The 25,022-nt window shown below is 65.9% G+C and carries 27 protein-coding genes; 12 read left to right on the forward strand and 15 right to left on the reverse strand.

Annotated features, from left to right (window positions below):
• Positions 1-36 precede the first annotated feature (36 nt).
• From P0Y64_07305 to P0Y64_07315, 3 genes are read right to left on the reverse strand one after another with little or no spacing between them, the layout of a single operon-like run.
• A complete protein-coding gene (locus P0Y64_07305) occupies positions 37-597 on the reverse strand; it encodes an LptA/OstA family protein (protein WEK44586.1) in 561 nt (186 codons plus the stop codon).
• Positions 598-605: 8 nt separating this feature from the next.
• Positions 606-1,244, reverse strand: a complete 639-nt coding sequence (gene lptC / locus P0Y64_07310; protein WEK44587.1) for an LPS export ABC transporter periplasmic protein LptC — start codon at positions 1,242-1,244, stop codon at positions 606-608.
• Positions 1,237-1,857, reverse strand: coding sequence for a ribonuclease D (locus P0Y64_07315; GenBank protein WEK44588.1), 621 nt, complete (start codon positions 1,855-1,857; stop codon positions 1,237-1,239). The genes lptC and P0Y64_07315 overlap by 8 nt, the downstream gene beginning before the upstream one ends.
• Before the next feature lie 379 nt (positions 1,858-2,236).
• Between P0Y64_07315 and P0Y64_07320 the strand changes: the two genes are divergently transcribed.
• From P0Y64_07320 to P0Y64_07330, 3 genes are all read left to right on the forward strand, one after another.
• Positions 2,237-3,049: a cold-shock protein gene (locus tag P0Y64_07320; GenBank protein WEK44589.1), complete on the forward strand. Its 813-nt coding sequence runs from the start codon at positions 2,237-2,239 to the stop codon at positions 3,047-3,049.
• 128 nt (positions 3,050-3,177) lie between these two features.
• Positions 3,178-3,957 (forward strand): glutaminyl-peptide cyclotransferase, encoded by a 780-nt coding sequence (locus P0Y64_07325; protein ID WEK44590.1) that lies wholly within the window; start codon positions 3,178-3,180, stop codon positions 3,955-3,957.
• 45 nt (positions 3,958-4,002) lie between these two features.
• Entirely contained in the window at positions 4,003-4,692 is a 690-nt protein-coding gene (locus P0Y64_07330) for an aspartate/glutamate racemase family protein (protein ID WEK44591.1), read from the forward strand.
• A 95-nt stretch (positions 4,693-4,787) separates the two neighbouring features.
• On the opposite strand, the gene P0Y64_07335 is transcribed toward P0Y64_07330, so the two are convergent.
• The 6 genes from P0Y64_07335 to P0Y64_07360 form a co-directional block, all read right to left on the reverse strand.
• Complete coding sequence (locus P0Y64_07335; protein WEK44592.1) at positions 4,788-6,233, reverse strand: ammonium transporter; 1,446 nt, start codon at positions 6,231-6,233, stop codon at positions 4,788-4,790.
• An 11-nt stretch (positions 6,234-6,244) separates the two neighbouring features.
• A complete protein-coding gene (locus tag P0Y64_07340) occupies positions 6,245-6,583 on the reverse strand; it encodes a P-II family nitrogen regulator (GenBank protein ID WEK44593.1) in 339 nt (112 codons plus the stop codon).
• Positions 6,584-6,726: 143 nt separating this feature from the next.
• On the reverse strand, positions 6,727-6,927 hold the full coding sequence (locus P0Y64_07345; GenBank protein WEK44594.1) for a DUF2007 domain-containing protein: 201 nt from the start codon (positions 6,925-6,927) through the stop codon (positions 6,727-6,729).
• Positions 6,924-7,484: a pyridoxamine 5'-phosphate oxidase family protein gene (locus P0Y64_07350; protein ID WEK44595.1), complete on the reverse strand. Its 561-nt coding sequence runs from the start codon at positions 7,482-7,484 to the stop codon at positions 6,924-6,926. Before P0Y64_07350 ends, P0Y64_07345 begins: the two co-directional genes overlap by 4 nt.
• Positions 7,485-7,515: 31 nt before the next feature.
• Positions 7,516-8,943, reverse strand: a complete 1,428-nt coding sequence (gene tldD / locus P0Y64_07355) for a metalloprotease TldD (GenBank protein WEK44596.1) — start codon at positions 8,941-8,943, stop codon at positions 7,516-7,518.
• A 43-nt stretch (positions 8,944-8,986) separates the two neighbouring features.
• Complete coding sequence (locus P0Y64_07360; GenBank protein WEK44597.1) at positions 8,987-9,217, reverse strand: zinc-finger domain-containing protein; 231 nt, start codon at positions 9,215-9,217, stop codon at positions 8,987-8,989.
• Between the two features lie 68 nt (positions 9,218-9,285).
• Here P0Y64_07360 and P0Y64_07365 point away from each other — a divergent pair, with 68 nt between their 5' ends.
• A complete protein-coding gene (locus P0Y64_07365; protein ID WEK44598.1) occupies positions 9,286-10,209 on the forward strand; it encodes an ABC transporter ATP-binding protein in 924 nt (307 codons plus the stop codon).
• A 1-nt stretch (position 10,210) separates the two neighbouring features.
• On the opposite strand, the gene P0Y64_07370 is transcribed toward P0Y64_07365, so the two are convergent.
• The 4 genes from P0Y64_07370 to hisG all read right to left on the reverse strand — a co-directional run bounded on the left by P0Y64_07370 (position 10,211) and on the right by hisG (position 12,859).
• A complete protein-coding gene (locus P0Y64_07370) occupies positions 10,211-10,387 on the reverse strand; it encodes a DUF4169 family protein (GenBank protein ID WEK44599.1) in 177 nt (58 codons plus the stop codon).
• Positions 10,387-10,839, reverse strand: a complete 453-nt coding sequence (gene nusB / locus P0Y64_07375) for a transcription antitermination factor NusB (protein WEK44600.1) — start codon at positions 10,837-10,839, stop codon at positions 10,387-10,389. The genes P0Y64_07370 and nusB overlap by 1 nt, the downstream gene beginning before the upstream one ends.
• 68 nt (positions 10,840-10,907) lie before the next feature.
• Complete coding sequence (gene hisD, locus P0Y64_07380) at positions 10,908-12,200, reverse strand: histidinol dehydrogenase (protein ID WEK44601.1); 1,293 nt, start codon at positions 12,198-12,200, stop codon at positions 10,908-10,910.
• Entirely contained in the window at positions 12,197-12,859 is a 663-nt protein-coding gene (hisG, locus tag P0Y64_07385) for an ATP phosphoribosyltransferase (protein WEK44602.1), read from the reverse strand. The genes hisD and hisG overlap by 4 nt, the downstream gene beginning before the upstream one ends.
• Before the next feature lie 61 nt (positions 12,860-12,920).
• Between hisG and P0Y64_07390 the strand changes: the two genes are divergently transcribed.
• The 8 genes from P0Y64_07390 to P0Y64_07425 all read left to right on the forward strand — a co-directional run bounded on the left by P0Y64_07390 (position 12,921) and on the right by P0Y64_07425 (position 21,183).
• Positions 12,921-14,024, forward strand: coding sequence for a DUF2332 domain-containing protein (locus P0Y64_07390; protein ID WEK44603.1), 1,104 nt, complete (start codon positions 12,921-12,923; stop codon positions 14,022-14,024).
• 6 nt (positions 14,025-14,030) lie between these two features.
• Positions 14,031-14,450 (forward strand): DUF1801 domain-containing protein, encoded by a 420-nt coding sequence (locus P0Y64_07395; GenBank protein ID WEK44604.1) that lies wholly within the window; start codon positions 14,031-14,033, stop codon positions 14,448-14,450.
• Between the two features lie 133 nt (positions 14,451-14,583).
• Positions 14,584-14,787: a 50S ribosomal protein L35 gene (gene rpmI, locus P0Y64_07400; protein WEK44605.1), complete on the forward strand. Its 204-nt coding sequence runs from the start codon at positions 14,584-14,586 to the stop codon at positions 14,785-14,787.
• Positions 14,788-14,800: 13 nt separating this feature from the next.
• Positions 14,801-15,166: a 50S ribosomal protein L20 gene (gene rplT, locus P0Y64_07405; GenBank protein ID WEK44606.1), complete on the forward strand. Its 366-nt coding sequence runs from the start codon at positions 14,801-14,803 to the stop codon at positions 15,164-15,166.
• A gap of 97 nt (positions 15,167-15,263) precedes the next feature.
• Entirely contained in the window at positions 15,264-16,346 is a 1,083-nt protein-coding gene (gene pheS, locus P0Y64_07410; GenBank protein ID WEK44607.1) for a phenylalanine--tRNA ligase subunit alpha, read from the forward strand.
• Positions 16,343-18,730, forward strand: coding sequence for a phenylalanine--tRNA ligase subunit beta (gene pheT, locus P0Y64_07415; protein ID WEK44608.1), 2,388 nt, complete (start codon positions 16,343-16,345; stop codon positions 18,728-18,730). The genes pheS and pheT overlap by 4 nt, the downstream gene beginning before the upstream one ends.
• Positions 18,723-19,604: an aldose 1-epimerase family protein gene (locus tag P0Y64_07420; GenBank protein ID WEK44609.1), complete on the forward strand. Its 882-nt coding sequence runs from the start codon at positions 18,723-18,725 to the stop codon at positions 19,602-19,604. The genes pheT and P0Y64_07420 overlap by 8 nt, the downstream gene beginning before the upstream one ends.
• 52 nt (positions 19,605-19,656) lie before the next feature.
• Entirely contained in the window at positions 19,657-21,183 is a 1,527-nt protein-coding gene (locus tag P0Y64_07425) for a peptide chain release factor 3 (GenBank protein ID WEK44610.1), read from the forward strand.
• Between the two features lie 105 nt (positions 21,184-21,288).
• On the opposite strand, the gene P0Y64_07430 is transcribed toward P0Y64_07425, so the two are convergent.
• A complete protein-coding gene (locus tag P0Y64_07430) occupies positions 21,289-22,539 on the reverse strand; it encodes an MFS transporter (GenBank protein ID WEK44611.1) in 1,251 nt (416 codons plus the stop codon).
• 77 nt (positions 22,540-22,616) lie between these two features.
• Positions 22,617-24,986 carry a TonB-dependent receptor gene (locus tag P0Y64_07435; GenBank protein ID WEK45003.1) on the reverse strand — a complete coding sequence of 790 codons (2,370 nt, stop codon included), beginning with the start codon at positions 24,984-24,986 and terminating at the stop codon, positions 22,617-22,619.
• Between the last annotated feature and the right edge of the window lie 36 nt (positions 24,987-25,022).

The raw sequence follows: 25,022 nt of genomic DNA on the forward strand, positions 1-25,022 counted from the left end.
CGAGCCGGCATCGAGATGAAAGCCCCGTCGTGCCCGTCAGTTCTTGCTGTCGGGCGCGCTGTTGTTTGCGCGCTTTGGCACGGAGAAGGTGCCAGTGACACGGCCCGAAGGCGCGGAGGTCACGCTACCGCCGGGGACGGTGCCGGTCGACGCCTTGGCGGCGGAGCCGTCGATCACCGCGCGTCCGGTGTCGAGATTGAGCGTCAGCCGGCCGCCATTGACGGTGTTCGAGCCACCTTGTTGCAGCGAGACGTTGCCGACCATGGTGATGAGATGGCGATTGAGATCGTACACCGCGAACTGGCTTTTCGCGATCTGGTTCGGCCGCTTGACGATCACGCCGCCCGCCGCGTCGAGCCGCGATACTTGTGGATTCCCGTCCACCACCTGCCCCGTATAGGCGACGGTCATGCGTTGCGCGTTCAGCGTCATTTCCGCCTGGCGCACCGCTACATTGCCGGTGAGGACCGCGCGATTCGCCTTGTCCTGCAACTGGATCTGGTTCGCGCCAAAATCGATCGGTGCTGCCGAATCGTGACGGGTCTGCGCCTGTGCCGTCGTGGTGACGAGGAGCAAAAGGATGGCTGGGCGCTTCATGGTCGCCGCTATTTCGTGCGTCTCGGCACGATGTGCAAGCGCGCGTTGCCGGTGAGCGTCACGGTATGCGTATCAAGATCGGCGTCGAACTTGTTGGCGCTGAACGTTCCCTGGTTCACGGTGCCCGTCACAGGGTTGTCGGACTGCATCCGGCGCGTCTTGAGATCGAGCGTCGCGTCACGCGTGTCTAGCGTATAGCCGTCCGGCCCGCGAAACGCGATCGGGCCGTCGACCGACACCTGTTCGCTATCCATATTATAGCGCCCCTTGTCGGCAACCAGCGAGGCGGGGCCGTCGGTCAGCCGGATATCGGCGGCGAGCTGCTGGAGGCGAACGATCGGCTCGGCCGAGCTTTTCTGAATCGCGGAGCCCGCGGTCAGCTCGAACGGCTGTCCCTTGCCATCTTCACCACGATAGCGCGCGGCCTGGATCTTCAACCGCTCCTTCGCGACCTCGACTTTGTTCTTGTCGAGCACGAACGAAACATCGCCCCCCGAGGTGAGTGGCGCCATCACCAGAAAGGCGGTGAGCACGCCGATCAGCACCGGCAGGATCCAGTTCGCCGTGCCGACGATGCGGTCATGCGGGCTGCCCGGCGCCGCCCAGCGCTGACGCGCGTCCAGCGGAGGGGCTGCCGTATCAGGCATGGGCGAAGATATCGATCTCGGGCCAGCCGGCGAGATCCAGCTCGGCGCGATGGGGAAGGAAATCGAAACAAGCCTGCGCGAGCGCCATCCGTCCCTCGCGGGTGAGTCGGCGGTCGAACTCTTCCTTGAGCTGATGGAGGAAGCGCACGTCGGATGCGGCATAATCCTTCTGCGCGTCGGAGAGCACGGGCGCCCCCCAGTCGGAGGATTGCTGCTGCTTGGAGATATCCTGACCGAGCAATTCGCGCACCAGCTCCTTCAGCCCATGGCGATCGGTGTAGGTGCGCACCAGCCGCGAGGCGATCTTGGTGCAATAAACCGGCGCCGCGACGACACCGAGGTACTGGCGAATCGCCGCGAGATCGAATCGCGCGAAATGATAGAGCTTGAGTCGCGCCGGATCGGCGAGCACCGCACGCAAATTGGGCGCGGCATAGTCGGAACCGGGGGCGAAACGCACCAGATGCTCGTCGCCGCTGCCGTCGGACAATTGCACCACGCACAGCCGGTCGCGCGGCGTGATGAGCCCCATCGTCTCGGTATCGACCGCGATCGACGCGCCGGGCGCGAACACGTTGGGGGGAAGGTCTTCCTCGTGGAAATGAACGGTCATTGCGCTGCCCTAGCGGGCGAGCGACCATCGCTCAATGCCTTGCAAGGTTGCCATCCGCGCGGAAAAGGCACGAATCGTTAGCTAGTGTGGTATTTTCGCGCGCGCCCTCACTGCGATTCTAAGAGCGAGACGGCGACGAATCCGCGTTCGTCATGGCTCTTCCTACGACAGCCTGTGCTTATGGTGCGACAGTATTGCAAGTATCGACATGTCAAACCGCGTTCTGAATACGATTCTGTTCGCGGTTAGAACAAAGCTGGGCTATGGCTGCATCTGTGGCGCAAAAGGTTTGGTGCCCGAAGAGGTGTGGTTGCAGTTCGCCGTCCGGCGCGCACCTCTTGACGGCGAAGTCGGGCGGATGGGAAGACGAACGGGGTTTATGGGTTTCGACAAAGGTAACCGCGGACAACGTGGCGGGCGCGGCCGCGACAAGCGCGACAGTTTCGGCGGCGATGAGTCCGGCGGTGACTTCGGTGGCGGCGGCTTTGGCGGCGGCGGCTTCGGTGGTGGTGGCTTTGGCGGCGGCGGCTTCGGCGGCGGCGGCGGTTTCCGCGGCGGTGGCGGCGGCGGTGGCTTCCGCGGTGGCGGCGGCTTCGGCGGCGGCGGCGGCGGTTTTCGTGGCGGCGGTGGTGGCGGGATGCCCCCCCAGGTCGTCGGCGAAGGCACGGGTGTCGTAAAGTTCTTCAACGCGCAAAAGGGTTTCGGCTTTGTCGTGCGCGATGATGGCGGCGAGGACGTGTTCGTTCACATTTCCGCAGTCGAGCAGGCCGGCCTGACCGGCCTCGCCGAGGGCCAGCCGCTTGGCTTCACCCTCGTCGATCGCGGTGGCCGTATCTCGGCGACCGAGCTGAAGATCGACGGCGAACCGATGCCGGTTCAGGAGCGCGCTCCCCGTGAAGGTGGCTTCGATTCCCCGCGCGACGGCGGTTTCGGTGCTCCGCGCGGCGGCGCCGGCGGTGCGCAGCGTCAGCTGACTGGTGAGAAGGCGACCGGCACGGTCAAGTTCTTCAACGCGATGAAGGGCTTCGGCTTCATTCAGCGCGATGACGGCCAGCCCGATGCGTTCGTACACATCTCGGCGGTAGAACGCGCTGGCCTCGGCGGCTTGAACGAGGGCGATCGCCTGTCGTTCGAGATCGAGGTTGATCGTCGTGGCAAATATGCTGCGGTGAACCTTCAGCAGTCGAGCTGATCGACCCGCTTAGCGGTTGATGGCGGCCCGTCCGACTTAGTGTCGGGCGGGCCGCTCTCGTTTTGGCCCGATCGCCGGCCGCGTGCGGCCGCGATCTGCGCGGCGCGGCGACGGCAGCGGTTGAGGTGATGATGCGTCTTTTCCCGTTTTTCCTGCTGGCGATTCCCGCCGCGGTGGCCGCTGACACCCCGCCGCCGGCCACCCCCGCTGTCACGACTCTGGTGCCGACGGTGGTCGCGCGTTTCCCCCACGATCCAGCGGCGTTCACCGAGGGGCTGCTGTGGTACCGCGGCCGCCTTTATGAAAGCGTCGGGCTGGAGGGGCATTCGGACGTCCGCCGGGTCGATCTCGCTTCCGGACGCGTGCTGGCGCGCGGCACCATCCCCGCCGAGTTGTTCGGCGAGGGGCTGGCGGTGTGGAAGGACGGGCTGATCAGCCTCACATGGCATGGCGGGATCGCCTATCGCTGGAACATCGCAACGATGAAGCGTACCGGCACCGCGCGTTATAGCGGCGAGGGCTGGGGGCTGACGACGCTCGGTGATTCGCTCGTGCGTTCGGATGGCAGCGCGACGCTGACTGTCCACGATCCGAAGACGCTCGCGGTGCGCCGCCGTATCGCCGTCACGCTGAACGGCAAGCCGATCAACCAATTGAACGAGTTGGAGGCGGTCGACGGCGCGATCTTCGCAAACGTCTGGCGCTCGCCCTATATCGTCCGCATCGATCCGGCGAATGGCCGGGTGACCGCGATCGTCGATCTGCGCCCGATCGTCGCGGAGGTCGGCATCTCCGATGATATCGAGGCGGTCGCCAACGGCATCGCCTGGGATCCGGCGAAGCGGCGGCTGTTCATCACCGGCAAGCGCTGGCCGACATTATTCGAGATTCGTCTTCCCGCCGGATAAGCCCCCGATTTGCCTTTGCGCTGCACGCGTTTATCGCTGTTCGGCATGAAGATGATCGGGCTGATCGGGGGCATGAGCTGGGAAAGCTCGGCGCAATATTATCGGCTGATCAACCAGGGCACGCGCGATCGTCTCGGCCTGATCGCGTCGGCGCGCTGCCTGTTATGGTCGTTCGACTTCGCCGAGATCGAGCGGCTGCAACACCAGGGGGATTGGCCGGCGCTTGGCGAACTGCTGGGCGACGCGGCGGCGCGACTCGAGCAAGCGGGGGCGGAGTTGCTGCTTATTTGCACCAACACCATGCATCGGGTGGCGGCAGATGTGGAGCGCCGCGTGACGGCGCCACTGCTTCACATCGCTGATCCCACTGCGGCCGCGATAACCGCGCGCGGCTTCGCGCGGGTCGGGTTGCTCGGCACCGCGTTCACGATGGAGCAGGATTTCTATACCGGTCGCTTACGCGATCGGCACGGGATCGAGGTGCTCGTGCCGGGTACGGAGGATCGCGCCGCCGTCCATCGTATCATTTATGAGGAATTGGTCGCCGGGATCATCCGCCCCGAATCTCGCGCTACCTTCCGCGCGGTAATCGCTCGGCTGATAAGCGATGGCGCGCAGGCAGTAATCCTTGGCTGCACCGAGATCATGTTGTTGGTCGGCGCGGAGGATAGCGCGGTGCCGCTGTTCGATACCACCACACTCCATGCTGAGGCCGCGATCGTCGAGGCATTGTAACCAGCACAAAGCGCCCGGCACTTTCGTACCGGGCTTAGGGGCGTCCGCAGGAGGAACGTCGGTGGGGGCGAGCGCGAACGCCCGCCCCGATCAGGTCAATAATGGTAGGCCCGCTCGCCATGTTCGGCGATGTCGAGGCCCTCGCGTTCGACATCGGCGGTCGGGCGCATGCCCCACAGTTTGTCGACCACGAAGAACAATATCGTCGCGCCGATACCGGACCACAGAAGCGTGATCACCACGCCTTCGATCTGGATCCACAGCTGCGCGAGCATGTCGTAGCTGCCGGCGACCATCGTGCCGGGCTTGGTGGCGTAATCGGCGATGCCCTGACCGCCGAGATAGGGCGCATCGAGTACCGCTGTCATGATCGCGCCGGTGATGCCGCCGATGCAATGGACACCGAATACATCGAGGCTGTCGTCGTAGCCGAACTTCGATTTCACCGTGGAGACGAAGAAGAAGCAGAGCGGCGACACGATCAACCCAAGCACAACCGATCCCATCGGCCCGGCAAAGCCGGAGGCCGGCGTCACCGCGACCAGCCCGGCGACCACGCCCGATGCCGCGCCGAGCAGCGAGGGCTTGCCGCGCACCACCTGTTCGACGAGCAGCCAGGAGAGACCTGCCGCTGCGGTGGCGACGAAGGTGTTGATGAAGGCGACCGCGGTGACGCCATTCGCTTCAAGGTTCGAGCCCGCGTTGAAGCCGAACCAGCCGACCCACAGCAGCGAGGCGCCGATCATCGTCATGGTCAGCGAATGCGGGGGCATTGCTTCTTTCGGGAAGCCGATACGCTTGCCAAGTAGGACGCACAGCACGAGGCCGGTGATGCCCGCGTTGATGTGAACGACGGTGCCGCCCGCGAAATCGAGCGCGCCCTTCTGGAAGAGATAGCCCGCATCGGCATTCTGCGCAGCGAGCGCGCCCGCACCCTTGAGCGCGGCAGCCGCTACCGCATCGGGGCCGCCCCAATACCAGACCATGTGTGCGATCGGGAAATAGATCAGCGTCACCCACAGGGCCGAGAACAGCATCAGCGGCGAGAAACGCACCCGCTCTGCCACCGATCCGACGAACAGCGCCGGCGTGATGCAGGCAAAGGTCATCTGGAAGCAGATATAGGCATATTCGGGGATATAAACGCCGTTGGAGAAGGTCGCCGCCTGACTGTTGGCGTCGACGCCCATCAGCAAAGCCTTGGAAAGGCCGCCGAAAAAGGCGTTCCCGCCGGTGAAGGCGATCGAATAGCCGTAAGTGACCCAGATCACCGCGACCATGCACACGATCATCAGCACCTGAGTGAGCACGCTCAGCATGTTCTTGGTGCGCACCAGCCCGCCGTAGAACAGCGCCAGCCCCGGCACGGACATCATCAGCACCAGCAACGACGATACGAGCATCCACGCCGTATCGCCCTTATTGACGGTGGGCGGCGGGATTGGCGAGCCGGTCGCGGCCGCCGGCTGCGCCCAGGCGGGCGCGGCGGCGACGAGCCCCGCCACCAGCGCGAGGCCGAGCAATTTCGTGCTTTGCTTCATCTTTACCCCCTTCACAGCGCGGTATCGTCGGTTTCGCCGGTGCGGATGCGCACGGCGTGACCCACATCGAGAACGAAGATCTTGCCGTCGCCGATGGCGCCGGTGTTGGCGGTGGTCTGGATCGTTTCGACCACGCGATCCGCGAGCGAGGAGGGGCAAACCACCTCGATGCGGATCTTGGGCACCATGTTGGTGCTATATTCGGCGCCCCGGTAGATTTCGGTCTGGCCCTTTTGGCGGCCGAACCCCTTGACCTCGGTAACGGTCATCCCGGCGACACCCAGAGCGGTGAGCGCCTCGCGCACTTCTTCCAGCTTGAACGGCTTGATGATGGCAATGACGAGCTTCATTTGCGCGCCCTTTCGGTTTACCCGGAAGAGTGCTTCGCAACTGTCGTGCCAGATGCGGAACGACCGATTTCAGTCAGCGGAATGCCGGTTTCACGCGCGATTCGATGATAAAATTTGTGCAGTTGCGAGATGGTGCCCGAAAATTAGGCAGCGCCGACGATGCGCCTCGCTTCGTCGAGATCGTCCTCGTCGATCATCACCCGTACCGGGATCAACAGCCAGCTGCCGTCGGCGATGCTTGCGCCCTGATCGAAAGCGAACGCGGGAATCCCCTCGCTCTCCAGCCGGCCGACGAGGATATTGGCGAGGTTGCGATCATAGCGGCCGAGTTCGATCAGGCTCATGCGCCGGTCGCCGGTATCTCGGTCTGTACGCGCACCGGCAGGCCGTCGATACTGCTCGTGCGCCCCGCGATCCGGGCCAGCCGCTCTGCCGGCTCCTGCTGTGCATGATATTTGACCAGCGTCTGCCGCTCCGCCTCCAGCACCATGCGCGGGACGCCCCAGCCGCATGAGGTTTGCACGCTCTCCACCGCGATGACGAACACCTGCCGCTGGCCGGGGAGCGGCGGGAAATGCGCCGCGAGGGAGGCGTAGCCCTCGTCGCCTGCCACCACGAACCGCCCACGCCCATAAAGGCGCAGGATCAGCGCGGGATTATCGAAGGCGCAAAACATGATCGTGATGCGCCCGTCGGCGGCGAGATGTGCCTGCGTCTCATTCCCCGACCCGCCGAGATCGAGATAGGCGACGGTGCTCGCGTCGAGCACGCGGAACGTGTCCATTCCCTTGGGGCTGAGATTGATCCGTCCGATCGCCGCCGCCGTGGCGACGAAGAACACCGGTTGTTTGGCGATAAAAGCGCGGTGTTCGTCGCCTAGTGCGGGGAAGAATTCGGCCATTCGGACTGTCCCTCCTTCCCCGCCTGCATTGTCAGGCGGCGGTGCCACCCACTGTCAGCCCCTCGACCAGCAAGGTGGGCTGGCCGACTCCGGCGGGGACGCTCTGGCCGCCCTTGCCGCACATGCCGACGCCCTCGTCGAGCGCGAAATCGTTCCCGACGCCCAGCACCTTGGTCAGCACGGTGGGGCCGTCGCCGATCAGCGTTGCGCCCTTGATCGACGCGCCGAGCTTGCCGTTCTCCACCTTATACGCCTCGGTGCAGGAAAAGACGAACTTGCCCGAGACGATATCGACCTGGCCGCCGCCGAATGATTTGGCGAAGATACCGTTCTTGACGCGGCTGAGCAGCTCGGCGGGATCGTCCTTGCCCGCCTTCATGAAGGTATTGGTCATCCGTGGCATCGGGGCATGGGCGAAGCTCTCCCGGCGACCGTTGCCGGTGGGGGCGACCCCCATCAACCGCGCGTTGAGGCGATCCTGCATATAGCCCTTGAGGAAGCCGTCCTCGATCAGCACCGTCTCGCCGGTCGGCGTGCCCTCGTCGTCGATCGACAGGCTGCCGCGCCGATCCTGCAACGCGCCATCGTCGACCACCGTCACGCCGCGCGCCGCGACCTGCTCGCCGATCCGGCCGGAAAAAGCGGACGTGCCCTTGCGGTTGAAATCGCCCTCCAGACCGTGGCCGATCGCCTCATGCAGCAGCACGCCCGGCCAGCCCGGGCCGAGCAATACGGTGAACTCGCCCGCCGGGGCATCGACCGACTCGAGATTGACCAACGCCTGCGCGAGCGCCTCGTCGATCGCGCGGTTCCAGGTCTTTTCGTCGAACAGCGATTCGTAGAGATAGCGGCCGCCGATCCCGAACGTGCCCGTTTCGCGGCGGCCGTTCTGTTCCACGACGATCTGGACGTTGAGGCGCACCAGCGGGCGGATATCGGTGGCGACGAAGCCGTCGGGGCGGACGATCTCCACCACGTTCCACATGCCCGAGAGGCCGACGGAGACCTGCGCCACGCGCGGATCGCGCGCGCGGGCGGCGGCGTCGATCGTCTGGCACAGATTCACCTTGTCCGCGAACGGCACCAGATCGAGCGGATCGGCATCGGTATAGAGGTGGCGGTTGGTGCCCTGCGGCGGCGGCGCCTTGGCGCTCTGCGACGGATCGATGAGTGCCATCGTCTGGGCCGCGCGGCGAATCGCCGCTTCCGACACTTCATTGGCATGGGCGAAGGCGGTCATCTCGCCGGAGACGGCGCGCAGGCCGAAGCCCGAATGCGTGTCGTAGCTCGCCGTTTTCAGCCGACCGTCATCGAACCCGAACGCTTCGGATTTGCGATATTGCAGATACAGTTCGCCATCATCGGCGGCGTTCAGCGCATCGGCGGTCAATCGCTTCGCGGCTTCGGGATCAAGCGTGTCGCGATACAGGAACGAGCGGGGATCGGTGGCTGTCATCACCGATAGATAGGACTGAAACGCGCCGTGGCAAAGCCGTCAGGAATCAGCGCCCCGCCGAATCTCCGTGATCCGGCAGCGCGGACTGATCCACGCCGTCCGCCGGGCCGCCGGCCAGCACGAAACGCCGGTCGCAATAGCCGCAATCGGAATAGCCCGATTCGTCGATTTCCAGCCACACGCGCGGATGGCCGAGCGCGGCGGGCAGGCCATCATGCGCGCCATCACAGGCGACGCGGCGGTGGGTAACGCGGGTGACTTCGGGTGGCGGCAACATAAGAAGCGCGATTAGCAAGGCGCGCGCGCGCTAGCAATCACCTGCGGCGCACCGTAAATGCGCTGGCCATGACAGAAGCCGCAATCGCCATCCGGGATCTCTCCAAGACATATGAAGGCGGCAAGCGCGCGCTCGACGGCGTGACGTTCGATGTGCCGGCGGGGTCGATCTTCGGGCTGCTCGGGCCGAATGGCGCGGGCAAGTCGACGCTGATCAACACGCTGGCCGGGCTGGTGCGCAAGACCAGCGGCACCGCCTCGATCTGGGGCTTCGATATCGACGCGCATCCGCGCAACGCCAAGGCCTCGATCGGCATCGTCAATCAGGAAATCCTGTTCGATCCGTTCTTCACCCCGCTGGAGACGCTGGAGATTCAGGCCGGCCTTTATGGCGTGCCCAAGGCGCAGCGGCAGTCGATGGAGCTGCTTCGCGCGGTTCATCTGGAGGACAAGGCCAACGCCTATGCCCGCACGCTATCGGGGGGCATGAAGCGGCGGCTGATGGTGGCGAAGGCGATGGTCCATTCCCCGCCGGTGCTGGTGCTCGACGAGCCCACCGCCGGGGTCGATATCGAGCTGCGTCAGCAATTGTGGAGCTATGTCCGCCGCTTGAACGACGAGGGCGTCACGGTGGTGCTGACCACCCATTATCTCGAAGAGGCTGAGGAATTGTGCGATCGCATCGCGATCATCAACAACGGCCGCCTGATCGCCAACGAGCCGACGCGCGAACTGGTTGGCAAGGCGCAGGAGAAGGTCGTCGCGGTGACGGTCGATCGCGATCTGACCGAAGCGCCGCAATCGCCGAGCTTCGGCAAGATCGTGCTGAAGGGCGATCGTACGTTGGAAATCACCTATCAGAAGGACAAGGTGAACGCGGGCGAGGTGCTGGCCGCTGTGCAGGGTGCCGGCCTCGGGATCGTCGACGTCTCCACCAAGGAGGCGGACCTTGAGGACGTGTTCCTCAACCTGACGCGGGCAGCCAACGCCTGATTCAATCGTCGCGCTTTGCTCCATCGAGCACGCGTTCGGTGCGTTCGCGTTCCGCGTGCGCCAGGGCTCTCTCCGCTTTCGTCCGGCCGAAGGCGGCGCGATTGGCGGCGGCGGTCGTCGTCTCCGTGGCGCGGCGTTTCGCCTTGCGCGCCAGCCGGAGATTGACGACCTCGCCCATCAGCGGCGCACGTCCTTGGCGAGGGCGTCGAGCAGGCCGTTGACGAAACCGGCCTCGCGCTTGTCGTAAAATGCGTGGGCAACGTCCACATATTCGCTGATTGCGGTGCCTACCGCGATGTCGTTGCGCGCGAGCAGCTCATAGGCGCCGCAGCGCAGGATCGCCTTCATCGGCTTGTCGAGTCGCGCGAGCGTCCAGCCTTGCAGCTTCGGCTCGATCAACAGGTCGATCTCGCCGAGCCGCGCGGTGGTGCCGGTGACGATATCATCGAAGAACAGCACGTCCGCCTCGGCATATTCATCGCCCTCGATCGTCGCGCCCAGCCTGTGCTGGTGGAATTCATGAAGCAGGGTGGGGACGGGCGTCTTCTCCATCTCATGCTGATAGAGCGCCTGGACGGCGGCGAGACGCGCGGCGGCGCGGGCCTTTGATCGTGCTGCGGTACGGGACATGGGGCAGAGCCTTTAGAGCAAATATGCGGATCGTTGAACCGGCGCCTTTCCGGCGGACGGCGCGAAGGTCAGCGGCTGGCGAGCCGGAGCGCCACCGAGGCGGCGTGCGCGGGCAGGCCCTCTGCGGTGGCCAGCGCGACGGTCGCCGGGCCGAGCTTGTCGAGCGCGGCGGCGTCTAGCTGAAGGAAGCTCGTCCGCTTCATGAAATCGGTGACGCCGAGGCCACTGGCGAATCGCGCGCGCCGCCCGGTGGGAAGGACGTGATTCGGCCCGGCGACATAATCGCCGATCGCCTCCGGCGTATGGCGGCCGAGGAAGGCGGAGCCGGCGTGGCGCAGCTTGTCGAACAGGGCGACAGGATCGTCGGTGGCGATCTCGACATGTTCGGGCGCCAGCCGATCGACCAGCGGGCAGGCGTCAGCCAGATCGCGCACGAGGACGATCGCGCCATTCGTCTCCCACGCGATCCGCGCGGTTTCCCCGGTCGCGAGCGTGGCGAGCTGGCGCTCGACCGCATCCGCCACGCGGGTCGCGAAGCCGGCGTCGTCGGTGAACAGGATCGACTGGGTGGTCACGTCATGCTCGGCCTGGCTGAGCAGATCGGCTGCGATCCATTCGGCGTCGTTCGCGCCGTCTGCGATCACCACGATCTCGCTCGGGCCGGCGACCATGTCGATGCCGACCACGCCGTAAACCTGCCGCTTCGCCTCCGCGACCCAGGCGTTGCCCGGCCCGGTGACGACATCGACGGCGGAGATGCGATCGGTGCCCCATGCCAGCGCGGCGATCGCCTGTGCACCGCCGACGCGCCACACCTCATCAGCGCCGGCGAGATGCGCGGCGGCGAGCACGAGCGGATTGACCTCGCCGCCCGGCGTCGGCGTCACCACCACCAGCCGTTCGACGCCGGCGACCTTGGCCGGAATCGCGTTCATCAGCAGCGTGGAGGGATAAGCCGCCCGTCCGCCGGGGACATAGACGCCCGCCGCATCCACCGCCCGCCACCGCGCGCCAAGCCGGACGCCGGCATCGTCCGTGAAGGCGAGATCGTCGGGCCGCTGCTTCTCATGGTAAGCGCGGATGCGCGAGGCGGCGAGCTCCAGCGCGTTGCGCAGATCGGGCGTCAGCGCATCGAACGCCGCCGCGCAATCGCTCGCTGGCACACGCCAGCCGGTTTGATCGAGATCGTGGCGATCAAGCTTTTGCGTGTAGGCGCGCAATGCCGCATCGCCCTTGTCACGCACGGCGTGCAGGATCGCGGTGACGTCGCGGGTCACGTCCGCATCCGATTCGCGCCGCGCATCGACCAGCGCGGCGAAATCCGCCTCGAACGATGGCGCGGCGGCGTCGAGCCAGATCATGCTGCCGCCGTTTTATCGACCGCGCGGCGGAACGCCTCGACCAGCGGCACGACGCCCGCACGCGTCTTCATCGCGGCGCGATTGACGATCAGGCGCGAGGAGACCTCCATGATCCGCTCCACCTCGACCAGCCCGTTTTCCTGCAGCGTGCGGCCGGAGGAGACTAAATCGACGATGCGCGGCGCGAGGCCGAGCGTCGGCGCCAACTCCATCGCGCCGTTCAATTTGATGCATTCCGCCTGCACGCCACGCCGCGCGAAATGCTCGGCGGTGACATGCGGATATTTGGTCGCGACGCGCACATGGCTCCAGCCGCGCGGATCGTCGCGCTCGGCCATCTCGACCGGCTCCGCGATCGACAGCCGGCAATGGCCGATCGCGAGATCGACCGGGGCGTACAGCTCCGAATAAGCGAATTCGGCCAGCACGTCGGACCCGACGATGCCAAGCTGCGCTGCGCCATGGGCGACGAAGGTGGCGACATCGAACGCGCGGACGCGGATCAGCTCGATCGCGGCGCTTTCGGTGCGGAAACGCAGCGCGCGGCTGTTCTCGTCGCCGAACGCGGCCTCTGGCACGATGCCGGCGCGGGCGAGCAGCGGCAGCGCCTCGCTCAGGATGCGGCCCTTGGGGACGGCGATGACGATTGGTTCGCTCACGGGCGCGGCCTTTACGCGGGGGGGCGGGGAGGCGCAATACAATGGCAGGAGGGTGCGTTCGATGGCGACCGAAGAGAATGTCCGCGAGGCGTTTCGCATTCAGGAATTTTATTGCCGGCATATGGACGCGCCGATGTACGCGCGGCTGTGCGGTGCCGTGGCCGATGGGCTGACGCGCGAGAGCCGCACCGGCGCGCGCGTGCTCGACTGGCCGGGCGAGCCGACTCGCGATGCATTGCCCCTACGCTTCTTCGGCGGGCTGCACGCGCTGGTGCGCGCGGGGCGAGGCGCCGGGCTGGCGGCGATCTTCGCGGGCGAGATCGTTGCGGCCGACGCGATCGCGGCGGCGCTCAACGCGGCGCTGGTGCGGCACGACGATGCGCTTTTCCCGTGGCTCGACGGGCCGCCGCAGACCAATGAGCCGGGGCGTTCGGGTGCGTTGATGCTCGGCCTGATGGAAATCGCGCGCCGGCATGGCCCGAAAATCGAATTGCTTGAAATCGGATCGAGCGCGGGCCTCAACCTGCTGATCGATCGCTATGCCTTCGATCTGGGCGGGGTGCCGATGGGGCCGCCCGATTCGCCGGTGACGATTCGCCCCGAATGGCGCGGTGAGCCGCCCGAGGCGGCAGCGGTGGAGTTCGTGTCGGTACGTGGGTGTGATGTCCATCCACTCGACGCGACCGATCCGGCGGTCGAGCAGCGGTTGTGCGCTTATGTCTGGCCGGAAACGCCCGCGCGTGCCGAGCGGCTTGGCCGGGCGATCGCGATGCAGCGTGCGCGCGGCGTCGATCTGGTGCGCGCGGACGCGGCGGACTGGCTGGAGGCGCGGCTGGCGGAGCCGCAGGCGGCCGGCGTCACGCGGGTGCTGATGCATTCGGTGGTGTGGCAATATCTGCCCGAGGACACGGCGAATCGGGTGCGCGCCGCGATGGCGGCGGCCGGCGCGCGCGCCACGGCGGAGCGCCCGCTCGGCTGGGTGATGATGGAGCCGAATCGCGCCTTCGCGCAGCAGGTGGTCCGCGTGAAAAGCTGGCCGGGGCATGACGAATGGGCGGTGCTGGCGACGGCGCACGCGCACGGAACATGGGTGAAGAACGGTATCTTCGATGAGGATCGCCGTGCGTTCGATCTGCCGGAGTCCGCGAAGGTGGAGGCGGGCTGAGCGGCGATGACATCCGTTGCGGGTGACGAGCGGCTTTTCCGCCTTTCAGGCGCGATCAGGCGCGATGCGCAGGTCGAGGCATGGTTCGCGGCGGATCATGATGGGTTACGGCATGTGGCGGGGCGCTGGTTCGAGCGCATGCTGGCGTGCGGAGCCGATGTTGGCGCACTGCTGCACGATGGCCACCCCACGGCCTGCGTCGATGATGCCGCGTTCGGCTATGCGGCTGCCTTCAGCGCGCATGTGAACATCGGCTTCTTTCACGGCGCGGCGCTGCCCGATCCGGCGGGTCTGCTGGAAGGTACCGGAAAGCGCATGCGGCATGTGAAGCTGCGTCACGGCAAGCCGATCGACGAGGAGGCCGTGAGCGAGTTGATAGCGGCGGCATATCGCGACATCCGGTCGCGACTGGCAGCGGTGGGCTAACCGGGCGGTGTTGGTTGCATTTTCTCTGTGTCGCCGCTAAAGGCCCCGCTTCCCGCGTGAGGATCATGACGAACGGCCCGGCCACAAGGGCTGCCGCGGCCGTTTTGACCTCGCCCGAACTGAAAGGACCAAAATGCCCAAGCTCAAGACCAAGAGCGGCGTGAAAAAGCGCTTCAAGCTCACCGCGACCGGCAAGCTCAAGCACGGCGTGGCCGGCAAGCGCCACCGTCTCATCAGCCACAACGGCAAGTACATCCGCCAGAACCGCGGGACCACGGTCCTGTCGAAGGCCGACACCGCGACGGTGAAGGCCTGGGCGCCGTACGGCCTGAACTGAGGAGTCTTAAGAGATGGCACGCGTCAAACGGGGTGTAACCACCCGCGCCAAGCACAAGAATATTCTGGAACAGGCCAAGGGCTACCGTGGCCGCCGGAAGAATACGATCCGCGTCGCGCGGCAGGCGGTCGAAAAGGCCGGCCAATATGCGTATCGCGACCGCAAGGTTAAGAAGCGGACCTTCCGTGGTCTGTGGATCCAGCGCATCAACGCCGGCGTCCGCGCCGAGGGCCTGAGCTACAGCCAGTTCATGCACGGCCTGAAGCTGGCCGGCGTCGAGCTGGACCGTAAGGTGCTGGCCGACATCGCGATGCACGAAGGTGAAGCGTTTAGCGCCATCATCGCGCAGGCGAAGGCGGCTCTGCCCCAGGCCGCCTGAGGCAGCCTTACGCGCGAAGGAATCGGGGCGCCGGTGGTCTAGGCCACCGGCGCCCTTTTCGTTATCGGGCGTGGCGTGCCCAACCATCAGGACGATCATGGCTGATCTTGACCAACTGAAGACCGACCTTCTCTGCCGGATCGACGCAGCGGGCGCGCCCGACGCACTCGAGGCGATCCGCGTCGAGGCGCTTGGCAAGCAGGGCCGCGTCACCGCGTTGCTCAAGACGCTGGGCGGGATGTCCGCCGATGAGCGGCAGACGCAGGGCCCACTGATCAACGGCCTGCGCGAGGCGGTGGCGGGCGCGATCGCGACGCGCAAGGCGGCGCTCGATACGGCGGCGCTCGATGCACGGCTGGCGAGCGAGCGGCTGGACATGACGCTGCCGGTCGATGCGGCCGCCAGCGGCACGATCCACCCGGTCAGCCAGGTGATGGACGAACTGGCTGAAATCTTCGCCGATCTCGGCTTCGCGGTCGCTACGGGTCCGGAGATCGAGGACGACTGGCACAATTTCTCCGCACTCAACATTCCGGAAAGCCATCCGGCGCGCGCGATGCACGACACTTTCTATTTCCCGGAGCAGGAGGGGGCCGAGCGCAAGATGCTGCTGCGCACCCACACCTCGCCGGTGCAGATCCGCACGATGCTGAGCCAGAAGCCGCCGATCCGCATCATTGCGCCCGGCCGCACCTATCGTTCCGACAGCGACGCGACGCACACGCCGATGTTCCATCAGGTCGAGGGGCTGGTGATCGACAAGGGGATCACGCTCGGCCATCTGAAATGGACGCTGGAAACCTTCCTCAAGGCGTTCTTCGAGCGTGACGATATCGTGCTGCGGCTGCGCCCGAGCTATTTTCCGTTCACCGAGCCGTCGGCCGAGGTCGATGTCGGCTACACGCTGGAGAAGGGCAAGCGCGTGATCGGCGGGTCCGGTGGCGGCTGGATGGAGGTGCTGGGTTCCGGCATGGTCCATCCGAAGGTGATCGCGGCGTGCGGGCTGGATCCGGCCGAGTGGCAGGGCTTCGCCTTCGGCTGCGGGATCGACCGGCTGGCGATGCTGAAATACGGCATGGACGATCTGCGCGCCTTCTTCGACGGCGATATCCGCTGGCTGAAACATTATGGATTTTCGGCGCTCGACGTACCGACGCTGAGCGGGGGAGTCGGCGCATGAAGTTCACGCTGGGCTGGCTCAAGGAGCATCTCGACACCAACGCCACGCTCGACGCGATCGTCGAGGGGCTGACCCGCATCGGGCTGGAAGTCGAAGGCGTCGACAATCCGGGCGAGAAGCTTGCCGCGTTCCGCATTGCGAAGGTGCTGACCGCTGAGCGGCATCCGCAGGCCGACAAGCTGCAGGTGTTGTCGGTCGATGCGGGCGATGGGCCGTTGCAGGTCGTCTGCGGCGCGCCGAACGCACGCGCGGGCCTTGTCGGCGTGTTCGGGATGCCGGGCGCCGTGGTGCCGGCCAATGGCATGGTGCTGAAGGTCGCCGCGATCCGTGGCGTCGAATCGAACGGCATGATGTGCTCCACGCGCGAGCTGGAACTGGGCGACGATCACGACGGGATCATCGAACTGCCCGGCGATGCGCCGATCGGCACACCCTATCCCGCTTATGCCGGGCTGGACGATCCCGTGATCGACGTGTCGATTACGCCCAACCGGCAGGATTGCATGGGGGTGCGCGGCATCGCGCGCGATCTGGCGGCGGCGGGGCTCGGCACGTTGCGCCCGCTCGCGGAAGTCTATCGCGTCGCGGCAATCGCGCCGGTGGCGGGCGACGGCCCGGCGCCCGATGTGCGGATCGAAGACGCGGCCGGTTGCCCGGCGTTCTTCGCGCAGGGCGTGTCCGGCGTCACCAATGGCGCCGCGCCGGCATGGATGCGCCAGAAGCTCACCGCGATCGGGCAGAAGCCGATTTCAGTGCTGGTCGATATCACCAATTTCGTCTCGATCGATCTCGGCCGCCCGCTTCATGTCTATGACAAGGCGAAGCTTTCCGGCGGCCTCGTTGCGCGCAAGGCGCGCGATGGCGAGACGGTGCTGGCGCTGAACGGCAAGACCTATACGCTCGACGCCACGATGACGGTGATCGCGGACGATATGCACGTCCATGATATCGGCGGCATCATGGGCGGGGAGGATTCGGGTGTTTCCGATGGCACCACCGATGTCATCATCGAATGCGCTTACTTCGATCCCGATCATATCGCGCGGACGGGGCAGAAACTGGCGTTGACCAGCGATGCGCGCCAGCGGTTCGAGCGTGGGGTGGATCCGGCATTCCTCGACGATGGTCTTGCCATCGCGACGCGGCTGGTGGTGGAACATTGCGGTGGCACGGCATCCGCGATCACCCGCGCCGGCGAAGCGCCGCTCGGCACGCGCAGCTATGTCTATGATCCGGCGCGGACCGAGACGCTCGGCGGCCTCGCGGTCGCGCCCGAGCGGCAGCGCACGATCCTCGAATCGCTCGGCTTTACCGTCACCGCCGACTGGCAGGTGAGCCCCCCGACCTGGCGCCGCGATATCGACGGCACTGCCGATCTGGTCGAGGAAGTGATCCGCATCGAGGGCATCGACAATGTGCCGTCCGTGCCGCTCGCCCGCCTCCCCGGCGTCGCGCGGCCGACCGCCACCCCCGAACAGAAGCTGGAGCGCCGCGTCCGCCGCGCCGCCGCCGCGCGCGGGCTGGACGAGGCGGTGACGTGGAGCTTCCTCGCCGAGAAGGAGGCCGCCGCATTCGGTGGCGGCGCGTGGACGCTCGCCAACCCGATCAGCGAGGATCTGAAGGTCATGCGCCCATCGTTGCTGCCGGGGCTGCTCTCGGCGGCCGCGCGCAACGCAAAGCGCGGGGCCGGCAGCATTCGCCTGTTCGAGATCGGGCGGCGCTACCTCGCCGATGCCGAGCATGCGACATTGGGCGTGGTGCTGGCGGGCGACCGCCGCCCGCGCGGCTGGCGCGAGGGCAAGGCCGCCGGGTTCGACGCGTTCGACGCCAAGGCGGAGGGGCTCGCGCTGCTCGCCGCGGCCGGCGCGCCGGTGGAGAATCTGCAGGTGTTCGGCGATGCCGGCGAGGCGTGGCACCCCGGACAGTCCGGCACGTTGCGGCTCGGGCCGAAAACGGTGCTGGCGGCGTTCGGCATGCTCCATCCGCGCACGGCGGAGGCGTTCGATCTCGACGGCGCGGTCGCGGCCGTGGAACTCTATCTCGACGCATTGCCCGCCAAACGCGGCGGCAACGGCTTCATGCGCCCGGCTTATGCACCGCCCGCGCTACAGCCAGTGCGCCGCGATTTCGCCTTCCTTGTGCCCGAGGAGGTGACGGCGGATACGCTAACCCGCGCGGCGAAGGGCGCGGACAAGGCGGCGATCGTATCGGCGCGGGTGTTCGACGTGTTCACCGGCACCGGCGTCGAGCCGGGCAAGAAGTCGGTCGCGCTAGAAGTGGTGCTTCAACCGGGCGAGAAGAGCTTCACCGATGCCGATCTGAAGGCGATCGCCGACAAGGTTGTCGCGGCTGCGGCGAAACAGGGGGCCGTATTGCGTGGCTGAATGGGTCGTCATCGCGGGCGACGGGCTGACGGCAGCGATCAATCCGCTTGGCGCGGAATTGTCGTCGCTGAAGGATGCCGCCGGCCGCGAGTTGATGACTGATGCCGATCCGGCGTTATGGACCGGCCGCGCGCCTCTGCTGTTCCCGGTGGTCGGCAAGCCCGCGGGGGAGGTGATCCGCGTCGACGGCCGCGCCTATCCGATGCGGCAGCACGGCTTCGCGCGGCGGATGGTGTTCGCCGTGACAGCGCAGGCGGCGGATCGCGTGACGTTCGTGCTGACCGACACTGAGGAGACCCGCGCCAGCTATCCCTTCGCGTTCCGACTGGAAGTGACCTTCCGGATCGAGGGTGGCGGGCTGCGGGTCGATGTGGCGGTGAACAATCCGGGCGACGTGCCGCTTCCGGCGAGCTTCGGCTTCCACCCCGCTTTCGCCTGGCCGCAGCCGGCTGGGGGCGCGAAAGAGGCGCATCGCATTACCTTCTCCGCCGATGAGCCGGAAGCGATCCGTCAAATCGACGCCGATGGGCAGATCATGCCGGAAACGCGCCCGTCGCCGCTCGATGGGCGCACGCTCAACCTGCGCGACGATCTGTTCACGCACGATGCGCTGATCTGGGACACGCTCCATTCCGATCACGCGACCTATAGCGACGCGACCGGCCCGCGCCTGGAGATCGCTTTTCCCGACACCCCGATGCTCGGCATCTGGACCAAGCCGGGCGCGCATTTCATCTGTATCGAGCCGTGGCACGGCATCGCCGATCCGGCCGGGTTCGCCGGCGAGTTCCGCGACAAGCCCGGCGTGTTCGAGGTTGCGCCGGGGGCGACGAAACAGATCGCGATGCGCGTGACATTACTGCGCGAATCGTAACCGCGCACCCGTCTCTCCGCGCATTCCTTCCGGCCTTACGAAAGCCCGCTACATGACTTCCCCCCGCCGCACCTTCGCGATCATCTCGCACCCTGACGCCGGCAAGACGACGCTGACCGAAAAGCTGCTTCAGGTCGGCGGCGCGATCCACCTCGCCGGCGAAGTGAAGGCGCGCGGCGCGAACCGGCGCGCGCGATCGGACTGGATGAAGATCGAGCAGCAGCGCGGCATCTCGGTCACGTCGTCGGTGATGACGTTCGAGAAGGACGGCGTGACCTTCAACCTGCTCGACACGCCGGGGCATGAGGATTTCAGCGAGGATACCTATCGCACGCTCACCGCCGTCGATTCGGCGGTGATGGTGATCGACGCCGCGCGCGGCATCGAAAGCCAGACGCGCAAGCTGTTCGAGGTGTGCCGCCTGCGTTCCGTGCCGATCATCACCTTCATCAACAAGGTCGATCGCGAGGGGCGTGCGCCGTTCGAGCTGCTCGACGAGGTGGCGGACGCGCTGGCGCTGGATGTCGCGCCGATGAGCTGGCCGGTCGGCATGGGGGGCACGTTCGAGGGCGTGCTTGATCTCAAGCGCTGGTCGATCAGCCGGCCGGAGGGCGGCAGCCGCACCTTTCAGGGCAAGGTCGATGCCGAGCCGATCCTGCCCGATGCGGTGCGCGAGGAAGTGGAGCTGGCGCAGGCTGGCTATGCCGAATTCGATGTTGACGCTTATCGCAACGGCGATCTCACCCCGGTTTATTTCGGCTCCGCGCTCAAGGATTTCGGCCCCGGCGAACTGATCGCCGCGCTGGCTGATTATGCCCCGCCGCCGCGTCCGCAGCCGGCCGATCCGGCGCCCGTCTCACCGGACGAGAAGGAAGTCACCGGCTTCGTCTTCAAGGTGCAGGCGAATATGGACCCGCAGCATCGCGATCGCATCGCCTTCATGCGGCTGTGCTCCGGCACATTCAAACGCGGCATGAAGCTGACACCGAGCGGCCATGGCAAGCCGATCGCCGTCCATTCGCCGATCCTGTTCTTCGCGCAGGATCGCGAGATCGCGGATGAGGCCTATCCCGGCGATATCATCGGTATCCCCAATCACGGCACGTTACGGGTGGGCGACACGCTTTCCGAGCGCGCCGCCGTGCGCTTCACCGGCCTGCCCAATTTCGCGCCCGAAATCCTGCGTCGCGTCGCACTCAAGGACCCGACCAAGACCAAACAGCTCCGCAAGGCGCTCGACGATATGGCCGAGGAAGGGGTGACGCAGGTATTCTATCCCGAGATCGGATCGAACTGGATCATCGGCGTCGTTGGCCAGCTCCAGCTTGAGGTGCTGATCAGCCGGCTGGAGGCTGAGTATAAGGTCGCCGCCGGGCTGGAACCCGCACCGTTCGACACCGCGCGCTGGGTATCGAGCGACGATGCCGCCGCACTCAAGGACTTCACCGATATCAACCGCGCCGCGCTGGCGAAGGATCGCGACGGCAATCCGGTGTTCCTCGCCAAGAGCGCGTGGGAGGTGAACTACATCGCCGATCGCTATCCCAAGGTGAAGTTCGCGGCGACGCGGGAGCGCTAGGCCTTTTGCGGTGTCGCGCCGCTTTCCCACCCCGCCCCTCGGTCACGATGCCGAGCCGATGGGAGGCGGGGCGGGGACGCGGCTAGGCGCCGTTTTCGCACGGCATCACGCCCCTTCGGCCACCCAGTCGCGCTTGATCGAGCGGATCGCGAACAGCACCAGCAGGCCCGCGAACAGGTAAAAGCCGACGCATGCGACCGCGGCATAACGCAGCGATTCGGCGCCAAAGCCACCCTTCAGCCAATCGGAAAGCGATCCCATCAGCAGCGGCCCGATGCCGAGTCCGAGCAGGTTGTTGATGAACAGGAAGCTGCCCGAGGCGGTGGCGCGCATCCGCGTCGGCACGAGATGCTGGACCGCGGTGGTGATCGGCCCGAGCCACAGGATATTGAGCGCGTTCGGGATCAGCAGCAGCGGCCACGCCAGCCATGGATTAGGCGCGAGCAGCCCGGCGGCGAAGGTGGGCACCGTAATCAGCCACGCGATCGCCGGGATTTTGACGTACCACGTCTGATCGAGCCGCCCGAGCCGATCTGCGAGCCAGCCGCCGGTAAACACCCCTGCGGTGCCACCGATCAGCAGCAGTGATCCCATGAATTGCCCGGTGGTGATCAGATCGAAGCCATAGCTGCGGATCATCACCGATGGCGTCCACAGTGCCAGGCCATAGCCGCACAGCGAACTGGAGCCGGCAGCGATCGAGAGCAACCAGAAGGTCGGCTTACGCGCGAGGATGCCGAACACTTCCCCCTTCACCGCGCGCTCGGGCGCGGGTGGGCGCGGACGATCGCGCACGATCCAGTAGAAGAACGGGGCGATCACGATCCCCGCGATCCCCACCGTCAGAAAGGCGACGCGCCATTCCACAAGCTGCGCAATATAGCCGCCGAGCAGCACCCCGGCCGCCAGCCCGATCGGCACCCCCATCGAATAAATCGCCAGCGCGCGGGCGCGACGTTCCGGCGGGAAATAGTCTGCGATCAGCGCGTAGGATGGCGCGGCCCCACCGGCTTCGCCGACGCCTACACCGAGGCGGAACAGGAACAATTGCATGAAATTGCCGGCGAGACCGCACAGCGCGGTAAACCCGCTCCACACCACCAGCGCCCCGGCGATCACCCCGCTGCGGCTGGTGCGATCGGCGAGGATGGCGAGCGGAACGCCGAGCACGGAATAGAGCAATGCGAAGGCAAGGCCGCCGATCGCGCCGAACTCCGCATCCGTCAGCCCCAGATCCGCCTTGATCGGCTGGGCAAGGATGCCGAGGATCTGCCGGTCGAGGAAATTGAAGACATAGACCAGCAGCAGCATCGCCAGCACGAGCCGGGGATACCCCGGCCGTTCGCGATCGATCATCAACGCACCCTCCCGATAGTAGAAGGGCCGGTCGCCCGCGAGAGCGGACGCCGGCCCAGCTACATCACCCTAACGGATCAGAACTTCGCGGTGAAGGTCGCGAATACCTGCCGTGGGTTGCCATAAAACGCGGTGGCGATGCCTTCCTGACCAAGCGTCGAGACATAGCCCTTGCCATTGGTGATTATCTGGCCCGCCGCGTTGAGCGGATTACCGGCGATATCGGTCTTGATATATTGATAGCCGGCGGTCTTGTACTTCTTGTCGGTCAGATTGCGGCCATAGACGCCGAACGAGAATTGCCGGTTCGCACCGAACGCATAGGTCACCCCCGCGTCGAGCAGCGTATAGCCCGGCTGATCGAGGAACGGGCTCTGCGTCTCGAACTGATGCGTCAGGCTGCGATACGACACGGTGGTCAGCGCGGTGAGCATTCCGTCGCCCGCCGGCAGATTGAGCGTGGCGGTGCCCGATGTCGTCCAATGCGGCGTGTTCTGGAACACGCGGACGTTGGCGACATCGGTGCCGGTCGGGCCGATGAAGCGATCATATTTCGCGTCGATGTAGCCGAGCGTGCCGGACAGATTGAACGACGAGCCGACGCCGGCGAAATCGCGCACCAGTTGCGCGTTGGTTTCGGCCTCGATGCCCTTGATCGTCGCCTTTGCCGCGTTGGTCGTGATGCCGCAGAAGCTGGAGATGCCGTTCACCGTGCATGCGACCGAACCCGGAACCTGCACGTCGGTATATTTGGAATAGAATCCGTCGAGTGCGTAGGTCCAGCGGCGATCGAACAGCGATCCCTTATAGCCGATTTCATAGCTGGTGACGGATTCCGGCTTGAAACGCAGGAAGTTGTAAATGTCCTGATAGGTTCGGCCAGCGGCCGGATTGCTGATCGGCGCGCTGGTGCCCGCGCCACGCGGGTCAAAACCGCCGCCCTTGAAGCCTTCCGAATACGACGCATAGATCATGTGATCGGGCGTGATCTTGTAGCTGAGCGAGGCGCGTGGCGTGAACTTCTTGAAATTGGCCGTGCCACGGAAGTTGGTTGCGGGCGCGCCGAGCAGGGTCGCGTGGCCGCCGAACTCGGCCGTCGGGCCGTTGAGGTAGTTCGCCTTGTAGATGAACGACGTGCGCTCATCCCACGTATAACGCCCGCCGAGCGACAGGCTGAGCTGATCGGTGAAATCGAAGGTGAAATCGCCGTAGATCGAGCTGGTTTCGGTGCGCACGTCGCCTGCTGTGAACCCGTCCAGGCCCGGCAATATCGCGCCACCCGTGGTGAACAGCAGCACATCGAACGCGGTCGATGCCTTCGCGCCGAGATAGTAGAAGCCGACGAGGCCGTTCACCTTGTCGCTCTTATAGTGGAGCTGGAATTCCTGGCTGGTCTGCTCGTTGCGATAGACCGCAGGCACGTCGACATCGATCGACGGGAGCGAGTCGAAATCGATCGGCGTGTACGAACGATCCTTGCGCCACGCGCTGATGCTGCGCAGCGTGAAATGATCCGAAAGCTCGGCGTTGACCGTCATCGACAGGCCGCCGCCCTGAATGTCCTGCTTCGGATTGTTGAGGCCCGCGCGCGTATCGAACACGTTCGACAGCACCGGTGCACCGGATAGCAGGCCGGGGATCAGGCGGTGGCCGTTGCGCGGGTTCGACGTATCATGGGTATAATCGCCGGTGATGCGGATGAAGAGCCGCTTGTCGGGCGATTCGAACTCCACGGTGCCGCGCCCGGCCCAGAGCTTCTTGTTGTAATTGTCGATGCCGAGATTGAGGTTTCGGCCGAACCCGTCGCGCGTCAGGCGCGCACCGGATACGCCAACCTTGAACATGTCGCCGATTGGGGTGGACAGGCTGATGACCCCATCCGCCTGATTATAGCTGCCATAGGTCGCCTTCACCGTTGCCGACGGCGTGTCGGCGAGGCGCTTGGTGACGTATTTCACCGCGCCGCCGATCGTGTTGCGGCCGTAAAGCGTGCCCTGCGGGCCGCGCAGCACCTCGATCCGCTCGACATCATAGACATCGAGAACGGCGGCCTGCGGGCGATTGAGATAAACGTCATCGAGATAGATGCCGATGCCCGCCTCGAAACCCGGCACCGGATCCTGCTGGCCGACGCCGCGGATGAAGGCCGCCAGCGTGGAATTGGTGCCGCGCGAAACCTTCAACGTGGTGTTCGGCGTGGTATTCTGAATATCGGTGAGATCGATCGCGCCACTCTTCGCCAGCTTGTCGGCGGTGAAGGCGGTGACGGCGACCGGCACGGATTGCAGCGTCTCCTCACGCCGGCGCGCGGTGACGACGATATCCATGTCGTTCGTCGCGGCGGCCTCTTCGGCGGCGGACTGTGGAGCCTCCTGCGCGAACGAGGGTACGGCGGCCGTGAGCGCGAGAGCGGCGACGCCGCTGCGGAGCGCGGCGTGAGAATTGATAAACGTAACCAAGGTGAAACCTCCCCTTTGCGGCGC

Origin of the sequence: Candidatus Sphingomonas colombiensis (assembly GCA_029202845.1) — a bacterium.
Lineage (GTDB): Bacteria > Pseudomonadota > Alphaproteobacteria > Sphingomonadales > Sphingomonadaceae > Sphingomonas > Sphingomonas colombiensis.